This window comes from Rhodovibrio salinarum DSM 9154, assembly GCF_000515255.1.
In the GTDB taxonomy this organism is placed as follows: Bacteria; Pseudomonadota; Alphaproteobacteria; order Kiloniellales; family Rhodovibrionaceae; genus Rhodovibrio; species Rhodovibrio salinarum.
This window is the reverse complement of sequence record NZ_KI911559.1, coordinates 541468-563870: the sequence shown is the minus strand read 5'-3', so window position 1 is coordinate 563870 and position 22403 is coordinate 541468. Positions and strand designations below refer to the sequence as shown.

General features: G+C 67.0%; 25 protein-coding genes. 16 read left to right on the top strand and 9 right to left on the bottom strand.

The genetic code is table 11. From position 1 onward, the window contains the following. The first annotated feature begins 74 nt into the window (after positions 1–74). The 4 genes from RHOSA_RS0102655 to RHOSA_RS23925 all read left to right on the top strand — a co-directional run bounded on the left by RHOSA_RS0102655 (position 75) and on the right by RHOSA_RS23925 (position 3711). On the top strand, positions 75–986 hold the full coding sequence (locus tag RHOSA_RS0102655) for a sulfite exporter TauE/SafE family protein (RefSeq protein ID WP_027287478.1): 912 nt from the start codon (positions 75–77) through the stop codon (positions 984–986). Further along, entirely contained in the window at positions 983–1789 is an 807-nt protein-coding gene (locus RHOSA_RS0102650; RefSeq protein ID WP_037255583.1) for a TIGR02186 family protein, read from the top strand. The genes RHOSA_RS0102655 and RHOSA_RS0102650 overlap by 4 nt, the downstream gene beginning before the upstream one ends. 42 nt (positions 1790–1831) lie before the next feature. Continuing rightward, positions 1832–2353, top strand: a complete 522-nt coding sequence (locus RHOSA_RS0102645; protein WP_027287476.1) for a universal stress protein — start codon at positions 1832–1834, stop codon at positions 2351–2353. A 230-nt stretch (positions 2354–2583) separates the two neighbouring features. Continuing rightward, the gene (locus RHOSA_RS23925; protein WP_051431722.1) at positions 2584–3711 is read left to right on the top strand and encodes a glucosaminidase domain-containing protein; all 1128 of its coding nucleotides are present in this window, start codon (positions 2584–2586) and stop codon (positions 3709–3711) included. A gap of 186 nt (positions 3712–3897) precedes the next feature. On the opposite strand, the gene RHOSA_RS0102635 is transcribed toward RHOSA_RS23925, so the two are convergent. The 3 genes from RHOSA_RS0102635 to RHOSA_RS0102625 all read right to left on the bottom strand — a co-directional run bounded on the left by RHOSA_RS0102635 (position 3898) and on the right by RHOSA_RS0102625 (position 5222). Further along, positions 3898–4176 (bottom strand): Lpp/OprI family alanine-zipper lipoprotein, encoded by a 279-nt coding sequence (locus RHOSA_RS0102635; RefSeq protein ID WP_051431721.1) that lies wholly within the window; start codon positions 4174–4176, stop codon positions 3898–3900. A 199-nt stretch (positions 4177–4375) separates the two neighbouring features. Further along, positions 4376–4894 (bottom strand): hypothetical protein, encoded by a 519-nt coding sequence (locus RHOSA_RS0102630; protein ID WP_027287474.1) that lies wholly within the window; start codon positions 4892–4894, stop codon positions 4376–4378. Positions 4895–4982: 88 nt separating this feature from the next. After that, a complete protein-coding gene (locus tag RHOSA_RS0102625) occupies positions 4983–5222 on the bottom strand; it encodes a CDGSH iron-sulfur domain-containing protein (protein WP_027287473.1) in 240 nt (79 codons plus the stop codon). 183 nt (positions 5223–5405) lie between these two features. On the opposite strand from RHOSA_RS0102625, the gene ispH reads away from it, so the two are divergent. The 3 genes from ispH to rnhA all read left to right on the top strand — a co-directional run bounded on the left by ispH (position 5406) and on the right by rnhA (position 7955). Further along, the gene (ispH, locus tag RHOSA_RS0102620) at positions 5406–6380 is read left to right on the top strand and encodes a 4-hydroxy-3-methylbut-2-enyl diphosphate reductase (protein ID WP_027287472.1); all 975 of its coding nucleotides are present in this window, start codon (positions 5406–5408) and stop codon (positions 6378–6380) included. A gap of 91 nt (positions 6381–6471) precedes the next feature. Further along, positions 6472–7434 (top strand): homoserine kinase, encoded by a 963-nt coding sequence (locus RHOSA_RS0102615; RefSeq protein WP_027287471.1) that lies wholly within the window; start codon positions 6472–6474, stop codon positions 7432–7434. A 59-nt stretch (positions 7435–7493) separates the two neighbouring features. Continuing rightward, entirely contained in the window at positions 7494–7955 is a 462-nt protein-coding gene (gene rnhA / locus RHOSA_RS0102610; protein ID WP_051431720.1) for a ribonuclease HI, read from the top strand. Positions 7956–8074: 119 nt separating this feature from the next. Here rnhA and RHOSA_RS0102605 read toward each other — a convergent pair whose 3' ends face one another. After that, positions 8075–8284 (bottom strand): hypothetical protein, encoded by a 210-nt coding sequence (locus RHOSA_RS0102605; RefSeq protein ID WP_027287469.1) that lies wholly within the window; start codon positions 8282–8284, stop codon positions 8075–8077. A gap of 201 nt (positions 8285–8485) precedes the next feature. Here RHOSA_RS0102605 and RHOSA_RS0102600 point away from each other — a divergent pair, with 201 nt between their 5' ends. After that, positions 8486–9268 (top strand): 3-hydroxybutyrate dehydrogenase, encoded by a 783-nt coding sequence (locus RHOSA_RS0102600; protein ID WP_027287468.1) that lies wholly within the window; start codon positions 8486–8488, stop codon positions 9266–9268. Between the two features lie 20 nt (positions 9269–9288). Here the strand turns inward: RHOSA_RS0102600 and RHOSA_RS0102595 are convergent, their stop codons facing one another. Beyond that, positions 9289–9987, bottom strand: coding sequence for a DUF429 domain-containing protein (locus RHOSA_RS0102595; RefSeq protein ID WP_027287467.1), 699 nt, complete (start codon positions 9985–9987; stop codon positions 9289–9291). A gap of 469 nt (positions 9988–10456) precedes the next feature. Continuing rightward, positions 10457–11839 (bottom strand): penicillin-binding protein activator, encoded by a 1383-nt coding sequence (locus tag RHOSA_RS19920; RefSeq protein WP_051431719.1) that lies wholly within the window; start codon positions 11837–11839, stop codon positions 10457–10459. A gap of 23 nt (positions 11840–11862) precedes the next feature. Between RHOSA_RS19920 and rsmI the strand changes: the two genes are divergently transcribed. From rsmI to RHOSA_RS0102550, 8 genes are all read left to right on the top strand, one after another. Next, the gene (rsmI, locus tag RHOSA_RS0102585; protein WP_081728397.1) at positions 11863–12909 is read left to right on the top strand and encodes a 16S rRNA (cytidine(1402)-2'-O)-methyltransferase; all 1047 of its coding nucleotides are present in this window, start codon (positions 11863–11865) and stop codon (positions 12907–12909) included. Continuing rightward, on the top strand, positions 12906–13298 hold the full coding sequence (locus tag RHOSA_RS0102580) for a YraN family protein (RefSeq protein WP_027287465.1): 393 nt from the start codon (positions 12906–12908) through the stop codon (positions 13296–13298). The genes rsmI and RHOSA_RS0102580 overlap by 4 nt, the downstream gene beginning before the upstream one ends. Before the next feature lie 127 nt (positions 13299–13425). Next, positions 13426–14226 carry a BON domain-containing protein gene (locus RHOSA_RS19915; protein WP_081728396.1) on the top strand — a complete coding sequence of 267 codons (801 nt, stop codon included), beginning with the start codon at positions 13426–13428 and terminating at the stop codon, positions 14224–14226. Further along, the gene (locus tag RHOSA_RS0102570; RefSeq protein ID WP_027287464.1) at positions 14223–15059 is read left to right on the top strand and encodes a SirB1 family protein; all 837 of its coding nucleotides are present in this window, start codon (positions 14223–14225) and stop codon (positions 15057–15059) included. Before RHOSA_RS19915 ends, RHOSA_RS0102570 begins: the two co-directional genes overlap by 4 nt. A gap of 149 nt (positions 15060–15208) precedes the next feature. Continuing rightward, on the top strand, positions 15209–16276 hold the full coding sequence (gshB, locus tag RHOSA_RS0102565) for a glutathione synthase (protein WP_081728395.1): 1068 nt from the start codon (positions 15209–15211) through the stop codon (positions 16274–16276). Between the two features lie 6 nt (positions 16277–16282). After that, a complete protein-coding gene (locus RHOSA_RS0102560; RefSeq protein WP_027287462.1) occupies positions 16283–17314 on the top strand; it encodes a histone deacetylase family protein in 1032 nt (343 codons plus the stop codon). Between the two features lie 51 nt (positions 17315–17365). Then, positions 17366–18862, top strand: a complete 1497-nt coding sequence (locus tag RHOSA_RS0102555) for a carboxypeptidase M32 (RefSeq protein ID WP_027287461.1) — start codon at positions 17366–17368, stop codon at positions 18860–18862. Positions 18863–19002: 140 nt separating this feature from the next. Beyond that, a complete protein-coding gene (locus RHOSA_RS0102550) occupies positions 19003–19923 on the top strand; it encodes an AEC family transporter (protein ID WP_027287460.1) in 921 nt (306 codons plus the stop codon). Between the two features lie 64 nt (positions 19924–19987). Here the strand turns inward: RHOSA_RS0102550 and phoB are convergent, their stop codons facing one another. From phoB to pstB, 3 genes are all read right to left on the bottom strand, one after another. Further along, on the bottom strand, positions 19988–20725 hold the full coding sequence (gene phoB / locus RHOSA_RS19910; RefSeq protein WP_051431717.1) for a phosphate regulon transcriptional regulator PhoB: 738 nt from the start codon (positions 20723–20725) through the stop codon (positions 19988–19990). A 16-nt stretch (positions 20726–20741) separates the two neighbouring features. Beyond that, entirely contained in the window at positions 20742–21521 is a 780-nt protein-coding gene (gene phoU / locus RHOSA_RS19905) for a phosphate signaling complex protein PhoU (protein ID WP_037255578.1), read from the bottom strand. A gap of 61 nt (positions 21522–21582) precedes the next feature. Continuing rightward, positions 21583–22329 (bottom strand): phosphate ABC transporter ATP-binding protein PstB, encoded by a 747-nt coding sequence (gene pstB, locus RHOSA_RS0102535; RefSeq protein ID WP_242468752.1) that lies wholly within the window; start codon positions 22327–22329, stop codon positions 21583–21585. Between the last annotated feature and the right edge of the window lie 74 nt (positions 22330–22403).

Below are 22403 nucleotides of genomic sequence, written 5' to 3'. Positions count from 1 at the left end.
GTGCGCGCAGCCGATCCGGTGTTGCGCCCCGACCCGACATCGCTCTCCCCAGCCTCGGTTGCGCCGATCACGCGATGCAAATCTACCTGCCGATCGCCGAGCTTTCGCTGGATGTGTTCCTGCTGCTCGGCCTGGGCGGGGTGATCGGCTTCCTGTCGGGGCTGTTCGGCGTGGGCGGCGGCTTCTTAATGACACCGCTCTTGATCTTTATCGGCGTGCCACCGCCGGTTGCGGTGGCAACCCAGGCAAATAACGTCGTCGCCTCGTCGATTTCGGGCGTACTCGCGCATTTCCGCCGGGGCAACGTCGACGTCAAGATGGGCACGGTGCTGCTGGTCGGCGGACTGGCGGGCTCGACCTCCGGTGTCAGCGTATTCAAATTGCTGAGCGACATCGGCCAGATCGACCTGGTGATTAACCTCTCCTACGTCTTCGTGCTCGGCACGGTGGGCGTGCTGATGACCTGGGAGGGGATACGCGCGTTCCGGCGGACCAGCCGGAAGATGCCCGCGCGCAAGCTGCACCAGCACAACTGGGCGCACGGTCTGCCGTTCAAGATGCGCTTCCACCGTTCGCGTCTTTACATGTCGGCGCTGCTGCCGCTCGGCATCGGCTTCGGCGTGGGCGTGCTCTCCGCGATCATGGGCGTGGGCGGCGGCTTCGTGCTGGTGCCGGCGATGATCTATCTGCTCGGCATGCCGACCTCCATCGTCATCGGCACCTCGCTGTTTCAGATCATCTTCGTCGCCGCCAACGTCACCTTCCTGCAGGCGATGCAGAACCAGACGGTCGATATCGTGCTGGCGCTGATGCTGCTCCTGGGCGGGGTGGTCGGCGCGCAATACGGCAGCCGTCTGGGCAGCCGCCTGCCCGGGGAAGCGCTGCGCATCCTGTTGGGCGTGCTGGTCATCGGAGTGGCGCTGCGCCTGCTCTACGAACTGGTCAGCGTGCCGGTCGACATCTATTCGATCGGGATCGGGGCATGAGCGCGCCCCACCCCACACGCCGGCTGAGCCAGCGGCTGCAGCCGATCGTCACCTTGCTGCTGGCCGCGATCGTCCTGGCCGGCGTGCCCAGCCAGCGCGCCGAAACGCAGGATATGGTCGCCGACCTGTCGAAGCATCTGGTGGCGATCACCACCGGTTTCACCGGCACGGAGGTCTTGCTGTTCGGTGCGGTTGAGGAGCCACGGGGCGGCGGCCCGCGCGGCGAGGTGGCCGTGGTGGTGCGCGGCCCCGCAACGCCCGTAACGATGCGACGCAAATCGCGCGTCGCCGGGATCTGGATGAACACCGCGTCGATGACCTTCGACCGCGTTCCCAGCTTCTACGCGGTGGCCGCCAGCGGACCGCTCGCCGAAATCGCCTCACCGCAGGTCCGCCAGCGCAACGGCATCGGACTGGACGCGCTCGATCTCCCGCTGCCACCAGCCAAGGCCAGTCCCAATGTCGCCGAGGAATGGCGCGATGCCATGATCCGCGCCAAGCAACGCAAGGGCCTGTTTTCCGCTGACGTGCGCCGGGTGGTCTTTCTCGGCGCCCGCCTGTTCCGCACCGAGGTCTACTTCCCGGCCAACGTGCCCACCGGCAGCTACCAGGTGGAGACCTATCTGCTGCGCGACGGTCAGGTCGTGAGCGCCCAGACGACGCCGCTGATCGTCTCGAAAGTCGGGATGGAAGCCACCCTGACCCGATTCGCCTACAATTACGGTGCGGTGTACGGGCTCGTTGCGATTCTCGTCGCGCTGCTGGCAGGATGGGGCGGCTATGCCCTGTTCCGGAAAGCCTGATCCCGTCCGCCCTTGTCTGTCTCAAGTCGTGAGCGCCGCCCCATGAGCGCCGACAGTTTCGAAAAACCCTTCGCCGACTATCCCAGCGGCGCCAGCGGAAGCGAGCGCCGCGTCTTCCTGGTCGTCGTCGACGAAACCGAGGAGATGGAGGTCGCCCTGCGCTTCGCCTGCGGCCGGGCGGCGCACACCGGCGGACGCGTCGCGCTCCTGCACGTGCTGGAGCCGAACGACTTCCAGAACTGGATGGCCGTGGGCGATCTGATGCGTCACGAATCGCGCGCGGAGGCGGAGAAACTGCTGCAACGCTACGCCGCCAAGGCGCAGCAATGGTCGGGGAGCACGCCGATCCTGTTTCTGCGCGAGGGGCAGCGCCACGACGAGCTGATCCGCCTGATCGAGGAGGAACCAGCGATCTCCATCCTGGTCCTGGGGGCCTCTACCGGCCAGGGCGGCCCGGGTCCGCTGATTTCGGCCCTGACCGGCAAGCTGGTGGGCAAGCTGCGGATCCCGATGACCGTGGTCCCCGGCAACCTTGGCGAATCCGACATCGCCAGCATCGTCTGACAGCGATTCCTCAGATTCAGTCCATTTCGCCTGCGTAACGAGGCCGCGCGCCGATCTGCCGCGCGCCATGGTAACCTCCTACCACCTACCGATTTTTTGGCCTCGACCGGGATTTGTTACGAAAACCCGGCGAATCCAGAAGGTTGCAAGAAAGCCACACAGACGACATGGTCGTTTGACATCAAAGTGGCATGTCCGCCGCCCGACAATAACAAGGAGGCGACCCGTCGATGAGTCAGTCCGCACGGCTGTCCGACCCCCGATTGTCCGACGAGACCTCAACACAAGCCGACACCTCCAAAGGCTTGGTGCACAAATTGATTGGCCCCAAGCGCGAGCGAGTCGCTCTGGGCCTCGCCGTTCTGGCAGCCGGGACGATGGCGCTTACGGTCATCTTGGGCGGGCCGGTAACGCGCCATGCCAGCGTCGAATACAGCCCGGAGATCGCCGAACTGCTGGATGCGGAAGGTCTGGTCCAGCGCCCCATGACGGCGGAGGGGCAGACCTGGGCAATGGTCCGCCTGCCGAACGGCCCGCGTCCGCTCGCCAACTACTTCAAAACGTTGAGCTACGAGCTGGACAGCCTGCGTGAAGGCGGGCGCGAGGTGCCGCGTGTCTTCGTCGAGGACCTCCCGGACGGCCTCAAGGACTTTGCACCGGTCGAAGCGAAGAAGAAGCTGTTCGTGCGCCTGATGCTGCCGCTCGTGCTTAAGGCGAACGAGCGGGTGCTGACCGACCGGGCACGGATTCAGAGTCTGCACGCACGCCTCGACCACCTGAGCGGGGCGGACCGGTCTTGGCTGATGCAAACGGCCGCGCATTACCGCCTGGAAGCGGAAACCCCGCAAGAGATCGACTTCGACAAACTGCTGACGCGCGTTGACGCCGTGCCGCCATCGCTCGCGATCACGCAATCGATTCTGGAAAGCGGCTGGGGAACATCCCGCTTCGCCCGAGTGGGCAACGCCCTGTTCGGCCAACGCACCTGGAGCGCCGACACCCCGGGGATCGATCCGAAAAAGGCCGATGGGTTCAAGGTACGGGCGTTCGACAGTCTGCTCGAGTCGGTGCAGGCCTACGTGCGCAACCTGAACACCACAGGCGCCTACGCCGAATTGCGCCAGAAACGCGCCCAGATGCGCGCGCGGGGCCGCCGGATCGACGGCTACCAGTTGGCCGAGGCGCTGACGCGCTATTCCGAGGAAGGCCAAGCCTATGTGCGCAAGCTGCACGCCCTGATGCAACACAACGGTCTGCGGGCGTTCGACGGCGCACGCCTGCGTCGGCAAGCGATCGCTCAACGCGTGATCCCGGACTCCGAAGTCGATTCTGTCCAGGTCGCACTGATCGGCGGGTGACCCCGGTACCCGATCGGACCGCGACCAGCGCCCGGATAAACCGGGTTTCCGCGACCACGGTGACCATAGCCTCCGGACCGCTGACCGGAATCAAAAAGGCCGCACCGGACAAACCGGTGCGGCCTTTTCATAAGCCTCCGTCATGCCGGATCGGCAAGACGGAGAACCGCGTGCAGCGGCCGATGCTTACTTCTGCATCGACTTCTGCATCATCCGCTGGCTCTTCTCGTTCGCGGATTCGGCGGCGCGCTGAGCCTGCTCGGCGTTGCGCTGCGCCTCCTCGGCGGCCTCACGCGCAGCGCGGGCCTCTTCCAGCGCCTGCTGGGCGGTCTGCTGCGCGCTCTGCGCGGTCTGGGTGTTGCTCTCGACCTGGGACTGCAGATCCTCGCTGGTCTGGGCGCAGCCGGCCACGAGCAGCGCCGGGACGGCCACGATGCCGAGCGTCTTGGCGATACGGAAAGTCATGTTTTTAACCCCCTTGGTTCAAGGCAGATGTGTGCAGCTGACGGTGCGATATCTAAGCCGCCGCGCGTGGTCTCGTCCAGAAATACCCGCGCGGCAGTTAAGCACGGTCGAAAGGCCACCATAGAAGCTTGGTTAAATAAAGACCGACAATCACGCGTCGCGTGATTGACACAACGCGGGTCACGCAAAAGCCGAGCGTTTAGTCGCGAAGGTTCGCACGGTTGTAGCGCAGCTGTTCCGGCGTCAGGACGAGGCCAACATAGATCGTGTAGCCGTCGGTCGCCGCGCCTTCAGCGACGGGAATGGTGGGCGAGAGATACTGCGACTCAACGCCCCGTGTCTGGTTGCCGGGCAGTTCGATCTCGATGTCGAAGGTCTGGCGCGACAGCAGCGCGCCGTCCGGATCCGTCACGGCGACATAGTATTGCCCCACGGCCCGCCCCTCGCGGTTCGCCGGCCCCTTCTCGGCCATCAGCCGGATCCCGAGCTCGGTTTCCAGCGTGCGCTGATCTTCGTCCCGCTCCAATTCGCAGGTCAGTGCGACGTCGGTCACCTGTAGGTCGAAGCGCACATCGGTCAGGTCGCGCCCGGGGCCGTCGAAAGCGACCAGTTGCGCACTCTCCTCGGGCTTCACGGCCGACGGGCAGACCAGCGGTGTGGTCGGGCCATCGCTGGCACAGCCTGCCAGGGCCAGCAACGCGGCCAGGGACAGGCTCACAGGACGAATAGCGGCGCGGCAGAAAAACAGGGACGGCACGCGCAATCACCTCATTGGACAAAGGGAATACTCGGATCGAACGGGCGGTTTATAGCTGAGCGTGCGTGCCGTCGCAAAACGGTGCGTCGCCGGTCTGCTTGCACCCGCACAGCGCAACCGTACGCGTTTCTTCGGCCTTGAACACCTTCGGCGCCAGCCCCGTTCCGGAATGCGTTCCATCGCAGAAAGGCTGATTCTTGGACCTGCCGCAGGCATACCAAGCATAGGTCTTGCCGGCTTCCAGCTGGAGCGAATAAGGCGCCTTCTGAGCGGGAATGCGGTCGGCCATGCGGGGTTCCTTCTGGCGGCGATCTTGGGTTACTGTCCACGCCGAATGCGAATTCACGCGGCCGGGCGGACTTTATGAAAGGGCACCGGCGCGCACAAGGCTGGCGACGGTTCGCGCATCCGCTTCTGAACCGGCCGCCCGCCATCTTTCGATCCCGCGGTAACTGAGGACCGCAGCCACGTCATGAGCAAACCGCCGCTGACCATCTACCTTGCCGGACCGCGCGGCTTCTGTGCCGGCGTCGAGCGCGCCATCGACATCGTCGAACGGGCGCTGCAGAAGTACGGCGCGCCGGTCTACGTCCGGCATGAGATCGTGCACAACCGCTACGTGGTGGAACAGCTGGAGAAGAAGGGCGCGATCTTCGTCGACGAGCTGGACGAAGTGCCGGTCGACAAGCCGGTGGTATTCTCCGCCCACGGTGTGCCCAAGGCCGTGCCGCAGGAGGCCGAACGGCGCCGGATGTTCTACCTGGACGCAACCTGCCCGCTGGTCTCCAAGGTCCACCGCGAGGCGGAACGTCAGCATACCAAGGGCAAGGTGGTGATCCTGATCGGCCACGCCGGCCATCCGGAGGTCGAAGGCACCATGGGCCAGCTGCCCGAACACGCGATCAAGCTGGTGCAGGACACGCAGGATGCCGAACGGCTCGAGGTGACGGACCCCGACAACCTCGCCTTCGTCACCCAGACGACGCTGTCGGTCGACGACACGGCCGATATCGTTCAGGTGCTGCAGCGCCGTTTCCCGAACATCTCGACGCCCAAGCAGGAAGACATCTGCTACGCCACCACCAACCGGCAAGAAGCGGTCAAGACGATCGCCAATTCCGCCCAGGCGCTCTTGGTGGTGGGGGCGCCCAACTCGTCGAACTCCCAGCGTCTGGTCGAGGTCGGCGAGCGGCGTGGCTGCGTCCCATCATTCATGGTCCAGCGCGCCCGCGACATCGATTGGTCGAAGCTGGACGGTGTCGAAAGCCTGGGCATCACCGCAGGCGCCAGCGCCCCGGAGATTCTGGTCGAGGAAGTGATCGCCGCCTGCCGGGAGCGCTTCGAGGTCACGGTGGAGGAAGTCCGGGTGACGGACGAGAACATCCAGTTCAAGCTGCCGCGCGCGCTGACCGACACCGAACCGGTTACGGCCTCGCCGGCGCGCTAGAGGCAACTGGCGCCTCCGCACGACTCCATCCCATCCACCCCTTCGGCCGGCCCCTGCGCGGTCCGGCGAGTAGTTGATCGTCCAGGCACGCATGGCCGTCTATACCGAGGTCACCGACGACGACGTCGCGGCCTTCCTTCAGGAGTACGACCTGGGCGAGGTGGTCTCCATGAAGGGGATCGCCGAGGGCGTGGAGAACTCGAACTTCCTGCTCTCCACGACCACCGGCACCTACATCCTCACCCTCTACGAAAAGCGGGTGAAGCGCGACGATCTGCCGTTTTTCCTGGGCCTGATGGATCATTTGGCCGCCCGTGGCATCCGCTGCCCCACGCCGATCCATGGACGCGACGGGGAGGCGCTGCGCGAACTGTGCGGCCGGCCGGCGGCGATCGTCACCTTCCTGCAGGGCATGTGGCCCAAGCGCATCGATGTCCACCACTGCCGCAAGCTGGGTCGGGCGATCGCGCAGATGCATGCGGCCGGGCGCGATTTTCCGCTGACCCGGACCAACGACCTGAGCGTGCAGGGCTGGCGGCCGCTCTTGGATGCCTGCGGCGCGCGCGCGGACGAAATCGAAAGCGGCCTGTCGAACGAGTTGCAGACCGAGCTGGAGGGGCTGGAACAGGCTTGGCCGGCTCAGCTGCCGGAGGGCGTGATCCACGCCGACCTGTTTCCGGACAACGTCTTCTTCCACCAGGGCGAGCTGTCCGGCTTCATCGATTTCTACTTCGCCTGCAACGACCAGCTGGCCTACGACCTCGCGGTCTGTCTCAACGCCTGGTGCTTCGAGACCAACAGCGAGTTCAACGCCACCAAGGCGCGCGCGCTGCTGCAAGCCTACCAGGAAGTCCGCCCCTTCTCGGAAGCGGAGTTGCAGGCGCTCCCTATCCTCGCCCAGGGCGCGGCGATGCGCTTCCTTCTGACCCGCCTGTTCGATTGGCTGAATCATCCGGAAGGCGCCTACGTCGCGCCCAAGGACCCGCGCGAGTACCTGCGCAAGCTGCGTTTCCACCGCGCGGTCCGCGGGCCGGGCGCGTATGGCCTGACCTAAGCGACCAACGCCGCCTTCACGGCCTTCTTCCATCCACTGCGCGAGACGACACGGACCGCATGACGGCAACCAACGACGACGAGTCCACCCTGATCGAGGCCTTTACCGATGGCGCCTGCTCCGGCAACCCCGGACCCGGTGGATGGGGCGCGATCCTGCGCTGGCGCGGACACGAGAAAGAACTGTCCGGCGGCGAGAGCGAGACCACCAACAACCGCATGGAGCTGATGGCCGCGATCCAGGTGCTGGAGACGATCAAGGGCGAGAACCGCCGGGTGAAGATCGTCACCGACAGCAACTACCTGCGCCAGGGCATCACCCAGTGGATCCACAACTGGCGGCGCAAGGGCTGGAAGACGTCCGACAACAAGCCGGTCAAGAACAAGGACCTCTGGCAACGCCTGGAAGCCGCGCGCAAGACCCACGAGGTCGAATGGGCCTGGACCAAGGGCCACGCCGGCCATCCCGAAAACGAACGCGCCGACGAACTCGCCCGCGAGGCGCTCAAGCAGTATAAGTAAGTTTTTCTCACCACCAAGACACGAAGACTCTAAGAAAGAGGGAGGCACCACAGAAAGGCCAACCTTAGTGTCTTTGTGTCTTTGTGTCTTTGTGTCTTGGTGGTGACCCTGGTTTCTGATTACCCGCCGCGCCGGCGCATGTAGAGCAGCCAGCCGAGCGGGCCCAGGATCAGCACGATCACCAGCCAGCCGATGCGCGGGCCGAACGGGCATTTGCTGCCCGGCGGCGGGCTCCAGGGACCGCTCGCGCGCGCGAGCGCCACATGCGCCAGCGGCAGCACGAATCCGAACAGAAGAATCGCCCAGGCCAGGATCTGATCGTTGCTCATGGTGGGTCCGATCCTGGCGCACCAACGGCCTGGCGCCAAGCCTGCGCATTGTCTGGCCTCGCCCCCGATTGCCGAGCCCTGCGGCAGTTCCCATCTCCGGACCAGAGGGACTTGGCCGCGCAGCCATAGGGTCCAACGGACCGGAGGCTCGAGGCCCCAAGCCATTCTTTGTTCAAGGCTACGCTCTCAAGGAGACTTTCCATGCTGAACGGCAAGACGGCGCTGGTCACTGGTTCGACCAGCGGGATCGGGCTCGGCATCGCCCACACGCTGGCCGCCCAGGGCGCCAACATCGTGCTCAACGGCTTCGGCGATGCCGACGAGATCGAGCGCATCCGCAAGGACATGGCGGAGAAAAACGGCGTCACGGTGACCTATTCCGACGCCGACATGTCCAAGCCGGATCAGATCCAGCAGATGGTCGAAAACGCGATCCAGCAGTTCGGCAGCGTCGACGTGCTGGTCAACAACGCTGGCATCCAGCACGTCGCCCCAATCGACGAGTTCGACCCGCAGAAGTTCGAACAGGTGGTGCAGATCAACCTGAACCACTGCTTCCATACCACCCACGCCGCTCTGCCGAAGATGCGCGAAAAAGGCTGGGGCCGGGTAATCAACATCGCCAGCGCCCATGGCCTGGTCGCCTCCAAGGGCAAGGCCGCCTACGTCGCCGCCAAGCACGGCGTGGTCGGCTTGACCAAGGTGACCGCGCTCGACACCACGCAGAGCGGCATCACCTGTAACGCCATCTGCCCCGGCTGGGTGAAGACCCCGCTGGTCGAGCAGCAGATCGAGAAGAAGGCGCAGGAGCAGAACTGTTCGGTTCAGCAGGCCGAACACGACCTGCTGGCGGAAAAGCAGCCGGCGCTGGAGTTCGTCACCCCGGAGCAGATCGGGGCGTACTGCATCTTCCTGTGCTCGGAGGAAGCGCGCACGATCACGGGTGCTGAGGTCAAGATCGATGGCGGCTGGACCGCGCAGTAACGCTCCGCGCTCGGCGGTCTTCAGTACCAGATCTCCATGCGCAGCCCGCGGGCATCGCGGTCCGGCGTGGTCTCCGGCACGCGTCGGGCCCGGCCCGCGAGCTGATCGCGGGCGACCAGGGCACAGACGCCGGCATCCAGCACGTCATCCATCTTGGCCTGGCTGCGCGGGTGTGCGCTGAGCAACCCGTCGATCTCGCTCAGCCCTGCGGAAACCAGGAGATCACGGCGAACAGTCCGGCCCGCGCGGTCCGCCTTGCGCGGCAACGCGGCACCCCCGTTGAGGCGCTGGAACGCGAGTTCCGGATGCGCCTCCAGCACCTGCTCCTGGTCGCTCGGAGACAGAGCCGCGTCGAGGTCCGCGATCTTGGGCATGATGTTGAACGCCTGGATCGACAGCCCGGCATCGCCGCGCGTGCGTGCCGCCGCGCGCACGGCCTCGAAGTCCAGCCTCAGCATGTAGCGTCGCGGCGGGGCGAAGACGCTTGGCTTGCGCCACCGGGGCAGCAGCGCCCGGGCTGCCTGGTCGCAAGGACGTGCACCGATTTCGGCCAGCCCGATCGGCATGTCGACGCAGATCCGCGCCATGCCGCTCAGGGCCTGCGCCAGTGCTGGCCAGTCCGGGTAGAGCGCACTCGTCACCCGAGCGTCAGCGAGGTCGAGGCGCACGGCAAGCCAACCACCCCGGCAGCCATCCACGCCAGCGACCACCCCGCTCATCTCTCCCTGCGATCGGGCATGTGTTAACGCCCTGCGATTTTTCTGCGCGCTGTTAACCATTCGTTAGGTCGGAGAGTTTAGAACCGAAAGTGCGCACGGGGTTATCCCTCCCCTCGACCCCGAGGCCGCCGGTCCAACAGCCTCCCCTCCCCGCTACGGACCGGCGGCGCGCGCCTTGAGAGTAGCCTCCCTGTCCTTGCCGCCGGTGCGTGTACCGCACCGGCGGTATTTTTATGTGCTGCGGTTATCTCTGCGTCCCCTGCCGCCTGTATGACAGCCCCGTGAGCGCTACTCCTTTTGACCCGGACAGCTTTGACTTGACTGCATAGCTCACGCGCCGTACCGTTCCATCACACAGGGCAAGTTGACAGGGTAGGCTCGCGTCAACGGACAAAAATAAAGGACCGCGGTCGTGTCACGACCGACGGTCCTTTTTTTACGCTTTCATGCGCAGGAGTTGGGTCACGGCCTAGTTGGTCGGCCCCACGAAGCTGGACGGGGCGGGATCTAGCACCTCAGGACCATCCGAGGTGACACGCATCACCGCATAGCCCCGTTCGACCAGGCCGTCCGTGTTCAGGCGGAACAGCCCGTTTACGCCGGCAAAGCCGTTACGCTGGGTCAGCGTTTCCTCGGTGTAGACGCGGAACGGCGGCGTGCCTTCACGCACCGCCCGACGGGCCATCAGCGCGGCGAGCGCCGTCGCGTCGTAGGCAAGCGCGGCCACATCCGGCGGCGGCGTGCCCTGGACGGTGCGATACCGCTGCTCGAAACGCGCCTGGCTCTCCGGCGGGGGCGCGGGGTACCAGCCACTCTGCAGCGTGGGGTCCCCGGCCAGCGACAAGCCCGACCACTGCGCCGTTCCCAGGAACTGCACCTCATCCGGGTCGATGTCGTAATACGGGAGCGTCGGGGCCAATTGGCGCAGTTTGCTGCCGCCAATTGGGAACAGCACGGCATCGAACGGCGCCTTGCCCAGCGCATCCAAATTCTTCAGACGGCGCAGCTCACGCGCTGCCTGTGACCCGCTCTGTCGCTCAAGCTCCGCAATCCGGTTTTTCAACTCCCGCTGCCGCCGGCTATAGTCTGAAAGCTCCTTGACCGGCTCGGAAATATCGCGGGCATCGGGATCGAACAGTCGGCTGTCGACCAGCGCAACGTCGTGCTTGTCAGTCGCCTCGCGCATCGCCTGCCGGATCAGTTCGCCGTAGCGGTTGTCCGGCGCCAGCAAGGCGAAGCTCCGGTTGCCCTGTGACGCGGCGTACCCGACGATCCGGTCGACCTGCTCGCTTGGCAGCAGGCCGGTCACCCACACGCCGGGGCGCGCGACCTCCCGGTTGTTGGAAAAGGCCACCACCGGCACCCGACCGCCCTCGGCAACCGGCGCGACGGCATCCACCGAACTGGAGAAAACAGGCCCGAGCAGCAGGTTGGCACCGGCGGCGATGGCCTCCTCCGCGGCGCGGCGGGCCCCTTCGGGGGTGCCCTTGGTATCGCGCACGACCAGCGCGAACTGATCGTCCGCAATGTCGAACATCGCCAGTTCCGCCGCGCGCAGCATCGCCTGGCCCAGGTCGGCGCGCGGTCCCGAAAGCGGCAGCAGCAGACCCACGCGATGCGGCGGCAGCCCCTCGGCCTCCGGCGGAGTCAGCTGGAACTCCTGCGGCGCGGTGAGCGCGTCTTCCAGCACCTGCTCGACGCTGATCCGCGGCTCAGCCGGTGGCTGCTCCGCCCCGGTGGTCTCGTCTTGCGACGCAGCGCCGGGCGGTGCACCCTGTTCCGTCGTCGGCGCGCAGGCACCCAGCAGCACGAGCGTCGCCACGCCCGCCGCGGTCAAAGCACCGCGCAGCATCCGCAAAGGCCCGTCGTCACGGCATGTCGCGTCAAGCACGGTTCGCTGCTCCACATAATCCTTCGCCGGTCGGGGACGGACCGGTCCGAGATGGCGGTGGCGCCTCTGCCGCCGCTTCCGGCGGTGAGCCTACCGGGGGGCCCGAGGGCTCGCAAGCGGACAGCGCAGCGGACACAACACCCCCACAGACCGCGCCCCAACACGCCGACGCGCGCACGGCGGCACGCCCGCCCCTGAGCGCCGGGCTGTATGTCGTCGCCACGCCGATCGGCAACCTGGGCGACCTGACCTTTCGTGCCGCCGATCACCTCGCGCGGGTCGACGCCGTGCTGTGCGAGGACACGCGGGTGACCCGGCGCCTGATGGACGTCTACGGCCTGCGCCCACCGCTGATCTCCTATCACGAGCACAATGCCGAGCAACGCCGGCCGGAGGTGCTGCAACGCCTGTCGCAAGGGCAGGCCTTGGCCCTGGTCTCCGACGCGGGGACCCCGCTGATCTCCGATCCTGGCTACAAGCTGGTGCGCGATGTCCAGGACGCCGGGCACCCGGTACGCGCCCTGCCCGGCGCGAGCGCGGCGCTGGCGGCGCTGGCGATCGCCGGGCTGCCGACCGACCGCTTTTTTTTCCAGGGTTTCCTGCCGTCGAAACAGGGACAGCGCCGGGCCGTTCTGGAGGAACTGCGCGGCCTGAAGGCGAGCCTGGTATTCTACGAATCGCCTCAGCGCCTCGAACGCAGCCTGGCCGACATGGCGGACCTGCTCGGCCCCCGCGACGCGGCCGTCGGACGCGAGCTCACCAAACGCTTCGAGGAGCTGATCCGCGCGCCCCTGCCGGAGCTGGCAACGCGGTTCCGCGAGACGCCGAAGGGCGAAATCGTGATCGTGGTCGCGCCGCCATCGGCCGAGGCACTGATCGCCGACGCCGAGACGGTCGACGCACGCCTGCGCACCGCCCTGGAAACCATGAGCGTGCGTGACGCCGCCGCGGCGGTTGCCGCCGAGACGGGCTGGAAGAAGAAACAGGTCTATGACCGCGCCCTGCACCTCAAACCGGGGGGCCGGCGATGACGCGCCCGACCCAGGCGCGCCGGGCCGCCGAACAGCGCGGCCGCGGGGCCGAAGCCACGGCGGCCTGGATGCTGCGCTTGAAGGGCTACCGAATCCTCGCGCGTGGCCTGCGCACCCCGGTCGGGGAGGTCGATCTGATCGCCCGGCGCGGCCGGGTGCTGGCCCTGATCGAAGTCAAGACCCGCGCGACCCGGGATCAGGCCGCCATGGCGATCACTCCGCGCCAGCGCCAGCGAATCGCCCGCGCCGGCCAGGTCTTCCTGGCACGCCGGCCCGACCTGGCGACGCTGAACCTGCGCTTCGACGCCGTACTGCTCGCGCCCGGCCAATGGCCACAGCACATTACGGACGCCTGGCGCCCGGATGCGGACGAGCGCTTGAGCGTGTGACCCGGGAATGACCGGTGGCGCGGTCTGGCAGCACCAGTCATCACAGCTTCGCCGCTTGGCCTGGGCCTGGACGTATGGGTAAAAAGTTGCGTCAAACCCCCTGAAATCCCCGGAGACTCCGACCGCCATGACCTGCCCCCGGATGCGCCTGCGTTCCCGCCGGACCGCCCAAATCGCCGCGGCGCTCTGCCTGGCCGCACCGCTCGGCCTTGCGGCCTGTACCCCTGCCGGCGTGGCGGTTGGCGCCGGAGCCACCGCCGGCGTCGCCGGCTTCCAGGACCGCGGCCTTGGCGGAGCGGTCGAGGACAGCCGCATCCGCATCCAGATCAACGACCTGTGGCTGAAGGAGGACGAGGTCCTGTACCGCAAGGCCGGCCTGCAGGTGCAGAACGGCCGGGTGCTGGTCACCGGCGTGATGCCGACCGAGGAAATGCGCGCCAAGGCGATCGAGCTGGCCTGGAAAGCCGACGGTGTGAAGGAAGTGATCAACGAGGTGCAGATCGGCGACAGCTCGGTCGGCGACTATACCGAGGATACCTGGATCTCCACCCAGCTGAAGGCCGACCTCCTGCTGGACGCCGAGGTCAGCTCGATCAACTATTCGATCCAGACGGTACGCGGTGTCATCTACATCATCGGCATCGCGCAGACCGACCAGGAACTGCAGCGCGTGTTGAACCACGCCCGCGGCCTGGCCAACGTCCGCAAGGTGGTCAGCTACGTGCAGGTCAAGACCGAACCGCGCGAACCCAAGCTGCAGGGTGGCGGCGACACGGCCGAGCAGCCGAACGACCGCCGCCAGCAGCCCACGACGCAGGATGATCAGACGCCCGGAACCAACGCCCCCTCCCGCTCCGACACACCGTCCACCTCCAATGAGCCCCCCACCGCTACCGAGCCGGTGACGGAGACCGACCTCGACGCATGAATGATCTGGCGGAAGCGCAAGGCATCCTTCGCCGCGCAGGCGGCCGGCCGGACACCGACATCGACCTGGCCGAGACCGCGCTTGCGCTGGGTGCGTTGGACGTGCCGGAGCCGCGCCTCAACCGCTACCGCCATCACCTCAGCCTGCTGACCCGCGACGTCGCCGAGGCGGCCCAGGCGGCCGGGACCGACGACCTCGCCGCCCGGGCGCGGGCGCTCGCCGAGGTGCTGGTCGAGCGCTACGGCTATCAGGGCGACCGCGACACCTACGACGATCTGCAGAACGCCAACATGCTGCGGGTGATCGATCGGCGGAAGGGCCTGCCGGTCGCGCTCGCCATCCTGTTCATCCATGCCGGGCGGGCGCAGGGCTGGCACATCGACGGCCTGAACTTCCCCGGCCATTTCCTGCTGTCCATGAACCTGGGGGCCGAGCGCGCCGTGCTCGACCCGTTCGACGGCCTGCGCCCCCTGGGCGCCCGGGACCTGCGCGAGCTGTTGACCGCGATCGAGGGGCCGGGGGCCGACCTGTCCCCGGAGCACTACGCGCCGCTCGGCAACCGGGCGATGCTGTTGCGCCTGCAGAACAACCGTAAGGTTCGCCTGCTGCATGACGAGCACCGCGACCTAGCGGTGCAAGCGCTCGAGGCGATGCTGATGATCGCCCCGGGCGAGCCCAGTCTATGGCACGAGGCCGGCTTGCTGCACGCCCACCTGGGCAACCTACGCGCCGCGATTTTGGCGTTGGAGCAGGTGATGCATCTGTCCGAGGCCCCGAACGAACAGCGCGACGTCGCCAACCTGCTGCAGCAATTGCGCGGGCGCATCAGCTAGCGCCCCGGGGACATGCAGGGGAAGCGCAGAGGTCTCTTTCTTGCACCTGGCAACAGCGGGATATCATCGCGCCCCCGTTGCCAGGCGGGCCTCGGCCGCATTAGGTAAAACGCGGAACCTCATCTCACCCAGTCAGCAGGACCATCGCTATGGCCGAGGACCCGAAGCATACGCAGGAGACCCCCGGCGTCAGTTCCGGTCGGCGCGAAAGCACGACTCTGCAGGAGCCGTTGGCCCCCGCGCTGGACCGGCCGTCTTCGCTAGCCGTCGCCTTCCAGATGGACGCCCTGTCGGGCATCGACATCGACGCCGACAGCTCCTTCGCGCTGGCGCTGGAGGCGCAGCGCCGCGGCCACGGCCTGTACCACTATGCCCCGGAAGCCCTGACGCTGCGGGACGGCCGGGTCTACGCCCGCGGCCGGCCGATGCGCCTAAAGCGGGAGCACGGCAACCACTACCAGCTGGGCGACTGGGAAACGCTCGACCTGGCGGCGATGGACGTGGTGATGATGCGCCAGGACCCGCCGTTCGACATGGCCTACATCACCGCCACGCACCTGCTGGAAAAGGTGCATCCGCATACGCTGGTGGTGAACGACCCCGCGCACGTGCGCAACGCACCGGAAAAGCTCTACGTCACCCACTTCGCCGAGTTCATGCCGCCGACGCTGATCACCAGCGACCGCGAGCAGATCCGGCAGTTCCGCCGCGAGCAAAAGGACATCATCCTCAAACCCCTGTTCGGAAACGGCGGCGCGGACGTCTTCCGAATTACCGAGCAGGACGAAAACCTGGGCGCGCTGCTGGATATGTTCACCCGGCTCTACCGCGAGCCGATTATGGTGCAGGCCTACCTGCCGGAAATCCGCAAGGGCGACAAACGGATCATCCTGATCGACGGCGAGCCGGTCGGCGCGGTCAACCGCGTTCCCCCGCCGGGCGACGCGCGCGCCAACCTGCACGTCGGCGGCTATGCCGAGCGGGCGGAACTGACCGAGCGCGACCGCCAGGTCTGCCGCGCGATCGGTCCGGCGCTGCGCGAGCGCGGGCAGATCTTCGTCGGCATCGACATGATCGGCGACTACCTGACCGAGATTAACGTGACCTCCCCCACCGGCATCCAGGAGATCAACCGGCTGGACGGTGTGTCGCTGGAGACGCAGGTCTGGGACGCCATCGAAAGCCGCGTCAACGCGAGCGGCCACATTCCGGAGTAAGTCCCGTTGCAGATCGTCTATTCCGCCGACCACGCCCGTCAGCATGGCCGCGGTGAACTGACCGATGGCCGCCTGATGCCGGTGGTGGAAAAGCCCGCGCGCGCCGAGATGGTGCTCAAGCGCGCCCAAGAGGTCGGCCTGGGCGACATCATGCCGCCGCGGGACTTCGGCCGCGAGGCGCTGGTGCGCATCCATCGACCGGACTACCTCGCCTTCCTCGAAGGCGCCTGGGCCGAGTGGGAAGCCGAGCGCGGCGGGGAAACCGACTGCCTGCCGCTGATCTGGCCGGTGCGCAACCTGCGCGCCGTTTGCCCCACGCACATCGACGGCAAGGTCTCCTACTACGCGCTCGACGCCGGTACACCGATCACGCCCGGCACCTGGACGGCCGCGCGGGCCAGCGCGAACGTTGCGATGACGGCGGCCGACCTGGTCGCCGACGGCACGCGTGCCGCCTTCGCGCTCGGCCGGCCGCCCGGGCACCACGCGACGGCCGACCAGCTGGGCGGCTACTGCTTCCTGAACAACGCCGCGCTCGCCGCGCAACGCCTATTGGACCGCGGCGCCGAACGGGTGGCGGTGCTGGACGTCGACTACCATCACGGCAACGGCACCCAGGCGATCTTCGAGGACCGCGCGGACGTGCTGTTCTGCTCGCTGCACGCCGATCCGAAGCAGGAGTTCCCCTACTTCCTGGGCCATGCGGACGAAACCGGCACGGGCGCGGGCGAAGGGTACACCGTCAACGCGCCGTTGCCCTGGGGCACCACGGCGGAGGCCTGGATGGCCGCGCTGGAGCGGCTCTGCCAGCGGATCGAGTCTTACGCGCCCGACGCCCTGGTCGTGTCGCTCGGTGTCGACACCTACAAGGGCGATCCGATCTCCCGCTTCGCCCTGGATACGTCCGACTTCCCGCCGATCGGCGCGCGCTTGGCCAAGCTCGCCCTGCCGACCACCTTCGTCATGGAAGGCGGCTACGCCGTCGAGGAGATCGGCGTGAACGCGGTCGGCGTTCTGCAGGGCTTCGAGGGGGGCTAGGCCGACCCCTATGCCACCGACACGTTGCGAACGCGAGGAGACATCCCCGGTATGACCGATGCCTACGCCGAGTTGGAAACGCGCTTTGGCCGGATGAACGCGCTGTCGGAGGCCGGCGGCGTCCTGAACTGGGACATGGCCACCCTGATGCCGGCCGGCGGGGCCGAGGCGCGCAGCGAGCAATTGGCGGCCCTTCAGGTCACCTGCCATCAGATGATGACCGACCCCAAGATGGCCGAGCTGTTCGAAAACGCGCAGGCGAAGGGCGACCAGCTGTCCTCCTGGCAGGCCGCCAACCTGAAGGAGATGCGCCGGCAGTGGCTGCACGCCACCGCCGTGCCGGAGCGCCTGGTCGAGCAGATCAGCCGCGCCACCAACCGCTGCGAACTTGCCTGGCGGGAGGCACGGCCGGAGAACGACTTCCAGAAGGTGAAGCCCCATCTACAGGAAGTCCTGGACCTGACGCGCGAGGCCGGCCAGGCCAAGGCGGACGCGCTCGGCCTCGGCGTTTACGACGCGCTGCTCGACCAGTTCGAGCCCGGCTTCTCTTCGCAGCGGATCGACGAGATATTCGGCCGGCTGGCCCAATGGCTGCCGGAGACGCTGCCCCGGGTGCTGGAGAAGCAGCGCAGTCAGACCCCGCCGCAGCGCCCCGAAGGCCCGTTCCCGCAGGCCAAGCAGGAACAACTGGGCAAGCGGCTGATGCAGGCGGTCGGCTTCAATTTCAGCCACGGCCGGCTGGACGTCTCGCTACACCCCTTCTGCGGCGGTGTGCCGGACGATCTGCGGATCACCACCCGCTACGACGAGAGCGACTTCACCAGCGCCATCCTGGGCGTGCTACACGAGACCGGGCACGCGATGTACGAACGCAACCTGCCCGCCGACTGGCGCCGGCAGCCGGTCGGCGAGGCGCGCGGCATGGCGCTGCACGAAAGCCAGAGCCTGCTGATCGAGATGCAGGCCTGCCGCTCGGCCGACTTCATCCAGTTCATGGCGCCGATCGCCCAGGAAACCTTCGCCGGCAGCGGTCCGGCCTGGGAGCCGCACAACCTCTACCGGCTGGCCACCCAGGTCGAACCCGACTTCATCCGGGTCGACGCCGACGAGGTGACCTACCCCGCCCACGTGATCCTGCGCTATCGGCTGGAAACCGCGCTGATCGCCGGCGACATGAGCCTGGACGACCTGCCGGGCGCGTGGAACGACGGCATGCGGGACCTGCTCGGCATCACCCCGCCGGAGGACCGTCTGGGCTGTCTGCAGGACATCCACTGGTTCGACGGCGCGTTCGGCTACTTCCCCACCTACACGCTGGGCGCGCTCGCCGCCGCGCAGCTGTTCGAGGCCGCGACCACCGCGCACCCTGAAATCCCGCAGCACCTGCGCCAGGGCGATTTCTCGACCCTGCTCGCCTGGCTGCGGACCAACGTGCACAGCCTGGGCAGCTCGCTCACCACAGACGAAATCCTGGAACGGGCCACCGGCGCGAAGCTCGACGAAACGGTGTTCCAACGGCACATCCAGCGCCGCTATCTGGACGACTGACGGGACGACAGACCGCGCGTCGCGGCGTATTCGGGGCGGGGCGTGTCAGCACCCGGCGGCCCACCGGCCACCCTTGTTCCCTGGCAAGGGGTGTGCAGGATGCGCGGGCGTGCCCCACCCCTTCGTGAACGCCCCATCGCATGGCCCTGCTGTTCGACGTCGTCACCCGGATCACCTTGCCGATCGTCGCGATCGCGGCGCTCGGCTTCGTGATGCAGACCCGCGCGGGCTTCGACGTCCGCTCGCTGAACCGGCTGCTGCTCTACGCCACGCTGCCCTGCTTCCTGGTGGTGACGCTGGCGGAAGCGAAACTGCCGCTGGGCCAGCTTCAGGGCGTGGTGATCTTCACGATGGCGCAGTTCGCCCTGCTGCTCGCTCTTGGCTGGTCGGTCGGCCGCGCGCTCGGCCTCGACCCCAAGGCGCGCGCGGTGGTGGCGGTCGCCTGCGCCTTCCCGAACAGCGGCAACTTCGGCATCCCGGTGATCGAACTCGCTTTCGGCAGCGACTATGTCGTGCACCAAGCGGTGATCACCTCGACCCACACGGTGATGATCCTGCTGCTGGCCCCGATCCTGTTCGGCGGCGGCGGCACGGTCGGCCAGCACCTGAAGGGCGTGTTCCAGACCCCGCTGATTCCCGCACTGGCGATCGGCATCGGCCTGAACCTGGCCGGGATCGAGTTGATCGAGCCAATCCGCAAACCGCTGGCGACGATGGGCGATGCCTACGTCGGCGTGGCGCTGTTCGCGCTCGGCGCCCAGTTGGCGGAAAACCGGCTGAGCGTGCAACTCGGCACGGCCGGAGTGTCGGTCGCGCTCCGGCTTCTGATCGCGCCACTGCTGACGGCCGCCGCCTTACTACTGCTGGAGATGCCGGCGTCGGTCGAGGCGATTCTGCTGGTCGGCAGCGCCGGCCCGGTGGGCGTGTTGGTGACCATCTTCGCCAGCGAGTTCCGCGGCAACGTCGAACTCTCGAGCGCGGTTGTGGTTGCCTCCACCGTGCTGAGCCCAATTGCCATCACCGCCGCGGTGATCGCCACCCGACTGATGGGGATGGGGTAGCTGGACGTGCAAGAACGGCCCTTCCCGTCCGTGGCGGAAAGGACCAGTGTGCGCGACCTTCAGTCTACCCCTGCTCCGCCTCGGCGCTTTCGCTGCCGACGCTGTCGGGCTGATTGGCGGGATGGTCGAGGGCGTAACCGGCGGCGCGGACGGTACGGATCAGGTCCGCCTCGTCGCCGGTGTTGAGCGCCTTGCGCAGCCGGCGGATATGGACGTCGACCGTTCGCGGTTCGACATAAACATCGTGCCCCCAAACCGCGTCCAGCAACTGCTCCCGGGTGAACACGCGGCCCGGGTGCTGCAAGAGATGGCGCAGCAGGCGGAACTCGGTGGGGCCTAGGTGCACGTCGCGGCCCTGCCGGCGCACCCGGTGGGCTGCGAGGTCCATCGCCAGGTCCTCGAACTGCAGCGTCTCGCTGGTCAGCTGCGGCTGCGCCCGGCGCAGCACGGCGCGGATGCGCGCGATCAGTTCAGCCGGGGAGAACGGCTTGGTGATGTAGTCGTCCGCTCCCGAATCCAGCCCCCGGACCTTGTCCGCTTCCTCGCCACGGGCGGTCAGCATCAGGATCGGCACATCGCGCGTATCCGGCTGGCGGCGCAGCCGGCGGCAGACTTCCAGGCCGCTGGTGATCGGCAGCATCCAGTCCAGCAGCACCAAGTCCGGCCGCTCTTCCGAAGCGCTGATCAGCGCTTCGTCACCGTCCTGAGCAGCCATCACGCGAAAGCCCTCGCGCTCCAGGTTGTAGCGCAGCAGCGTGACCAGGGCGGTCTCGTCCTCGACAACCAGGATTAGCGGCTTCATTGCAGTCGCCCCTCCTTCAGGCGTTCGAGGACCCATCGCCGGAATTCGGCGTGTTTTCGGTCCCGATATCCTCGGCGGTCTCCGGCGCCTCGACGACGGCGTAGCTGGAGGTATCGCCCTTCGGCCGGCCGCCCTCGATGTAGTCCCCGGTGACAAGGTAGTGGATCGTCTCGGCGATGTTGGTGGCGTGGTCGCCGATCCGCTCGATGTTCTTGGCGATGAACAGCAGGTGCGTGCACGGCGTGATCGCCCGCGGATCCTCCATCATGTAGGTCAGCAGTTCGCGAAACAGCGAGGTGTACATCTCGTCCACCTCGGCATCGCGGTGCCAGACGTCGAGCGCCTTCTCCGCGTCGCGTTCGACATAGGCGTCGAAGGTATCCTTGACGATCGACTGCACCAGCTTGGCCATCCGCGGCACGGCGGAGGCCGGCTGCGCCGGCGGTAGCTGATTGAGCGCCAGCGTGCGCTTGGCGACGTTGACCGCATAGTCGCCGATCCGCTCGGTGTCGGAGGCGATCTTGAACGCGGCGATGATCTCCCGCAGGTCGGTCGCCACCGGCTGGCGCAACGCCAGGATGCGGACCGTTTCCTCCTCGATCTGGTGTTCCAGGCCGTCCAGGCCGGTGTCCGCGTTGACCACGCGGCCGGCGAGGTCGCTGTCCCGGCGGGCCAGCGCGTCGACGGCGCTGGAGAACTGGCTTTCCGCCATGCCGCCCATGCGCGCGATCTGATGGGCGACGTTCTTCAGTTGATCGTCGAACGACTTGACGATGTGTTCCTGCTGCCCTTGCAAGGCGACCTCCCTTGGCGCCGGCCCTCCGGCGCGTATCTTCACATAGATGTGCCGGCCCGGCTCAGCCGTACCGGCCCGTAATGTAGCCCAGCGTGCGCTGATCCTTCGGATTGGTGAAGAGCGCCTCGGTCTCGCCCGCCTCGACCATCTCGCCCAGGTGGAAGAAGGCGGTGCGCTGCGATACGCGCGCGGCCTGCTGCATGTTGTGGGTGACGATGACGATCGTGTAGTTCGCGCGCAGTTCGTCGATCAGCTCCTCGATCTTGGCCGTGGCGATCGGGTCGAGCGCGGAGCATGGCTCGTCCATCAGGATCACCTCGGGGCTGACCGCGATCGCGCGGGCAATGCACAGCCGCTGCTGCTGACCGCCGGAGAGGCCGGTTCCGGGCAGGTCCAAGCGATCCTTCACCTCATCCCACAGGCCGGCGCGCTGCAGCGAGTTGACGACGACCTCCTCCAGCTCGTCCTTGGTGTTCGCCACACCGTGGATGCGCGGACCATAGGCCACGTTATCGTAAATCGACTTCGGGAAGGGGTTGGGCTTCTGGAACACCATCCCCACCCGGGCGCGCAGCTGCACGACATCCAGCGCCGGATCGTAGATGTCGGCGTTGTCGAGCGTAACCTGACCGCTGATCCGGCAGCCCTCGATCACGTCGTTCATGCGGTTCAGGCACCGCAGGAAGGTCGACTTGCCACAGCCCGAGGGCCCGATCAGGGCGGTGACTTCGTTTACCCCGACATCGAGCGAGATGCCATGCAGTGCATGCGCCTGTCCGTAGTAGACGTGCACGTCCTGCGCGGCCATCTTCGCCGTCTTGCTGGTACCGGCGGACGGGCTCGATCCGGTCTCGCCCTTGCCCGGCTGATTTTTGTGTTTGG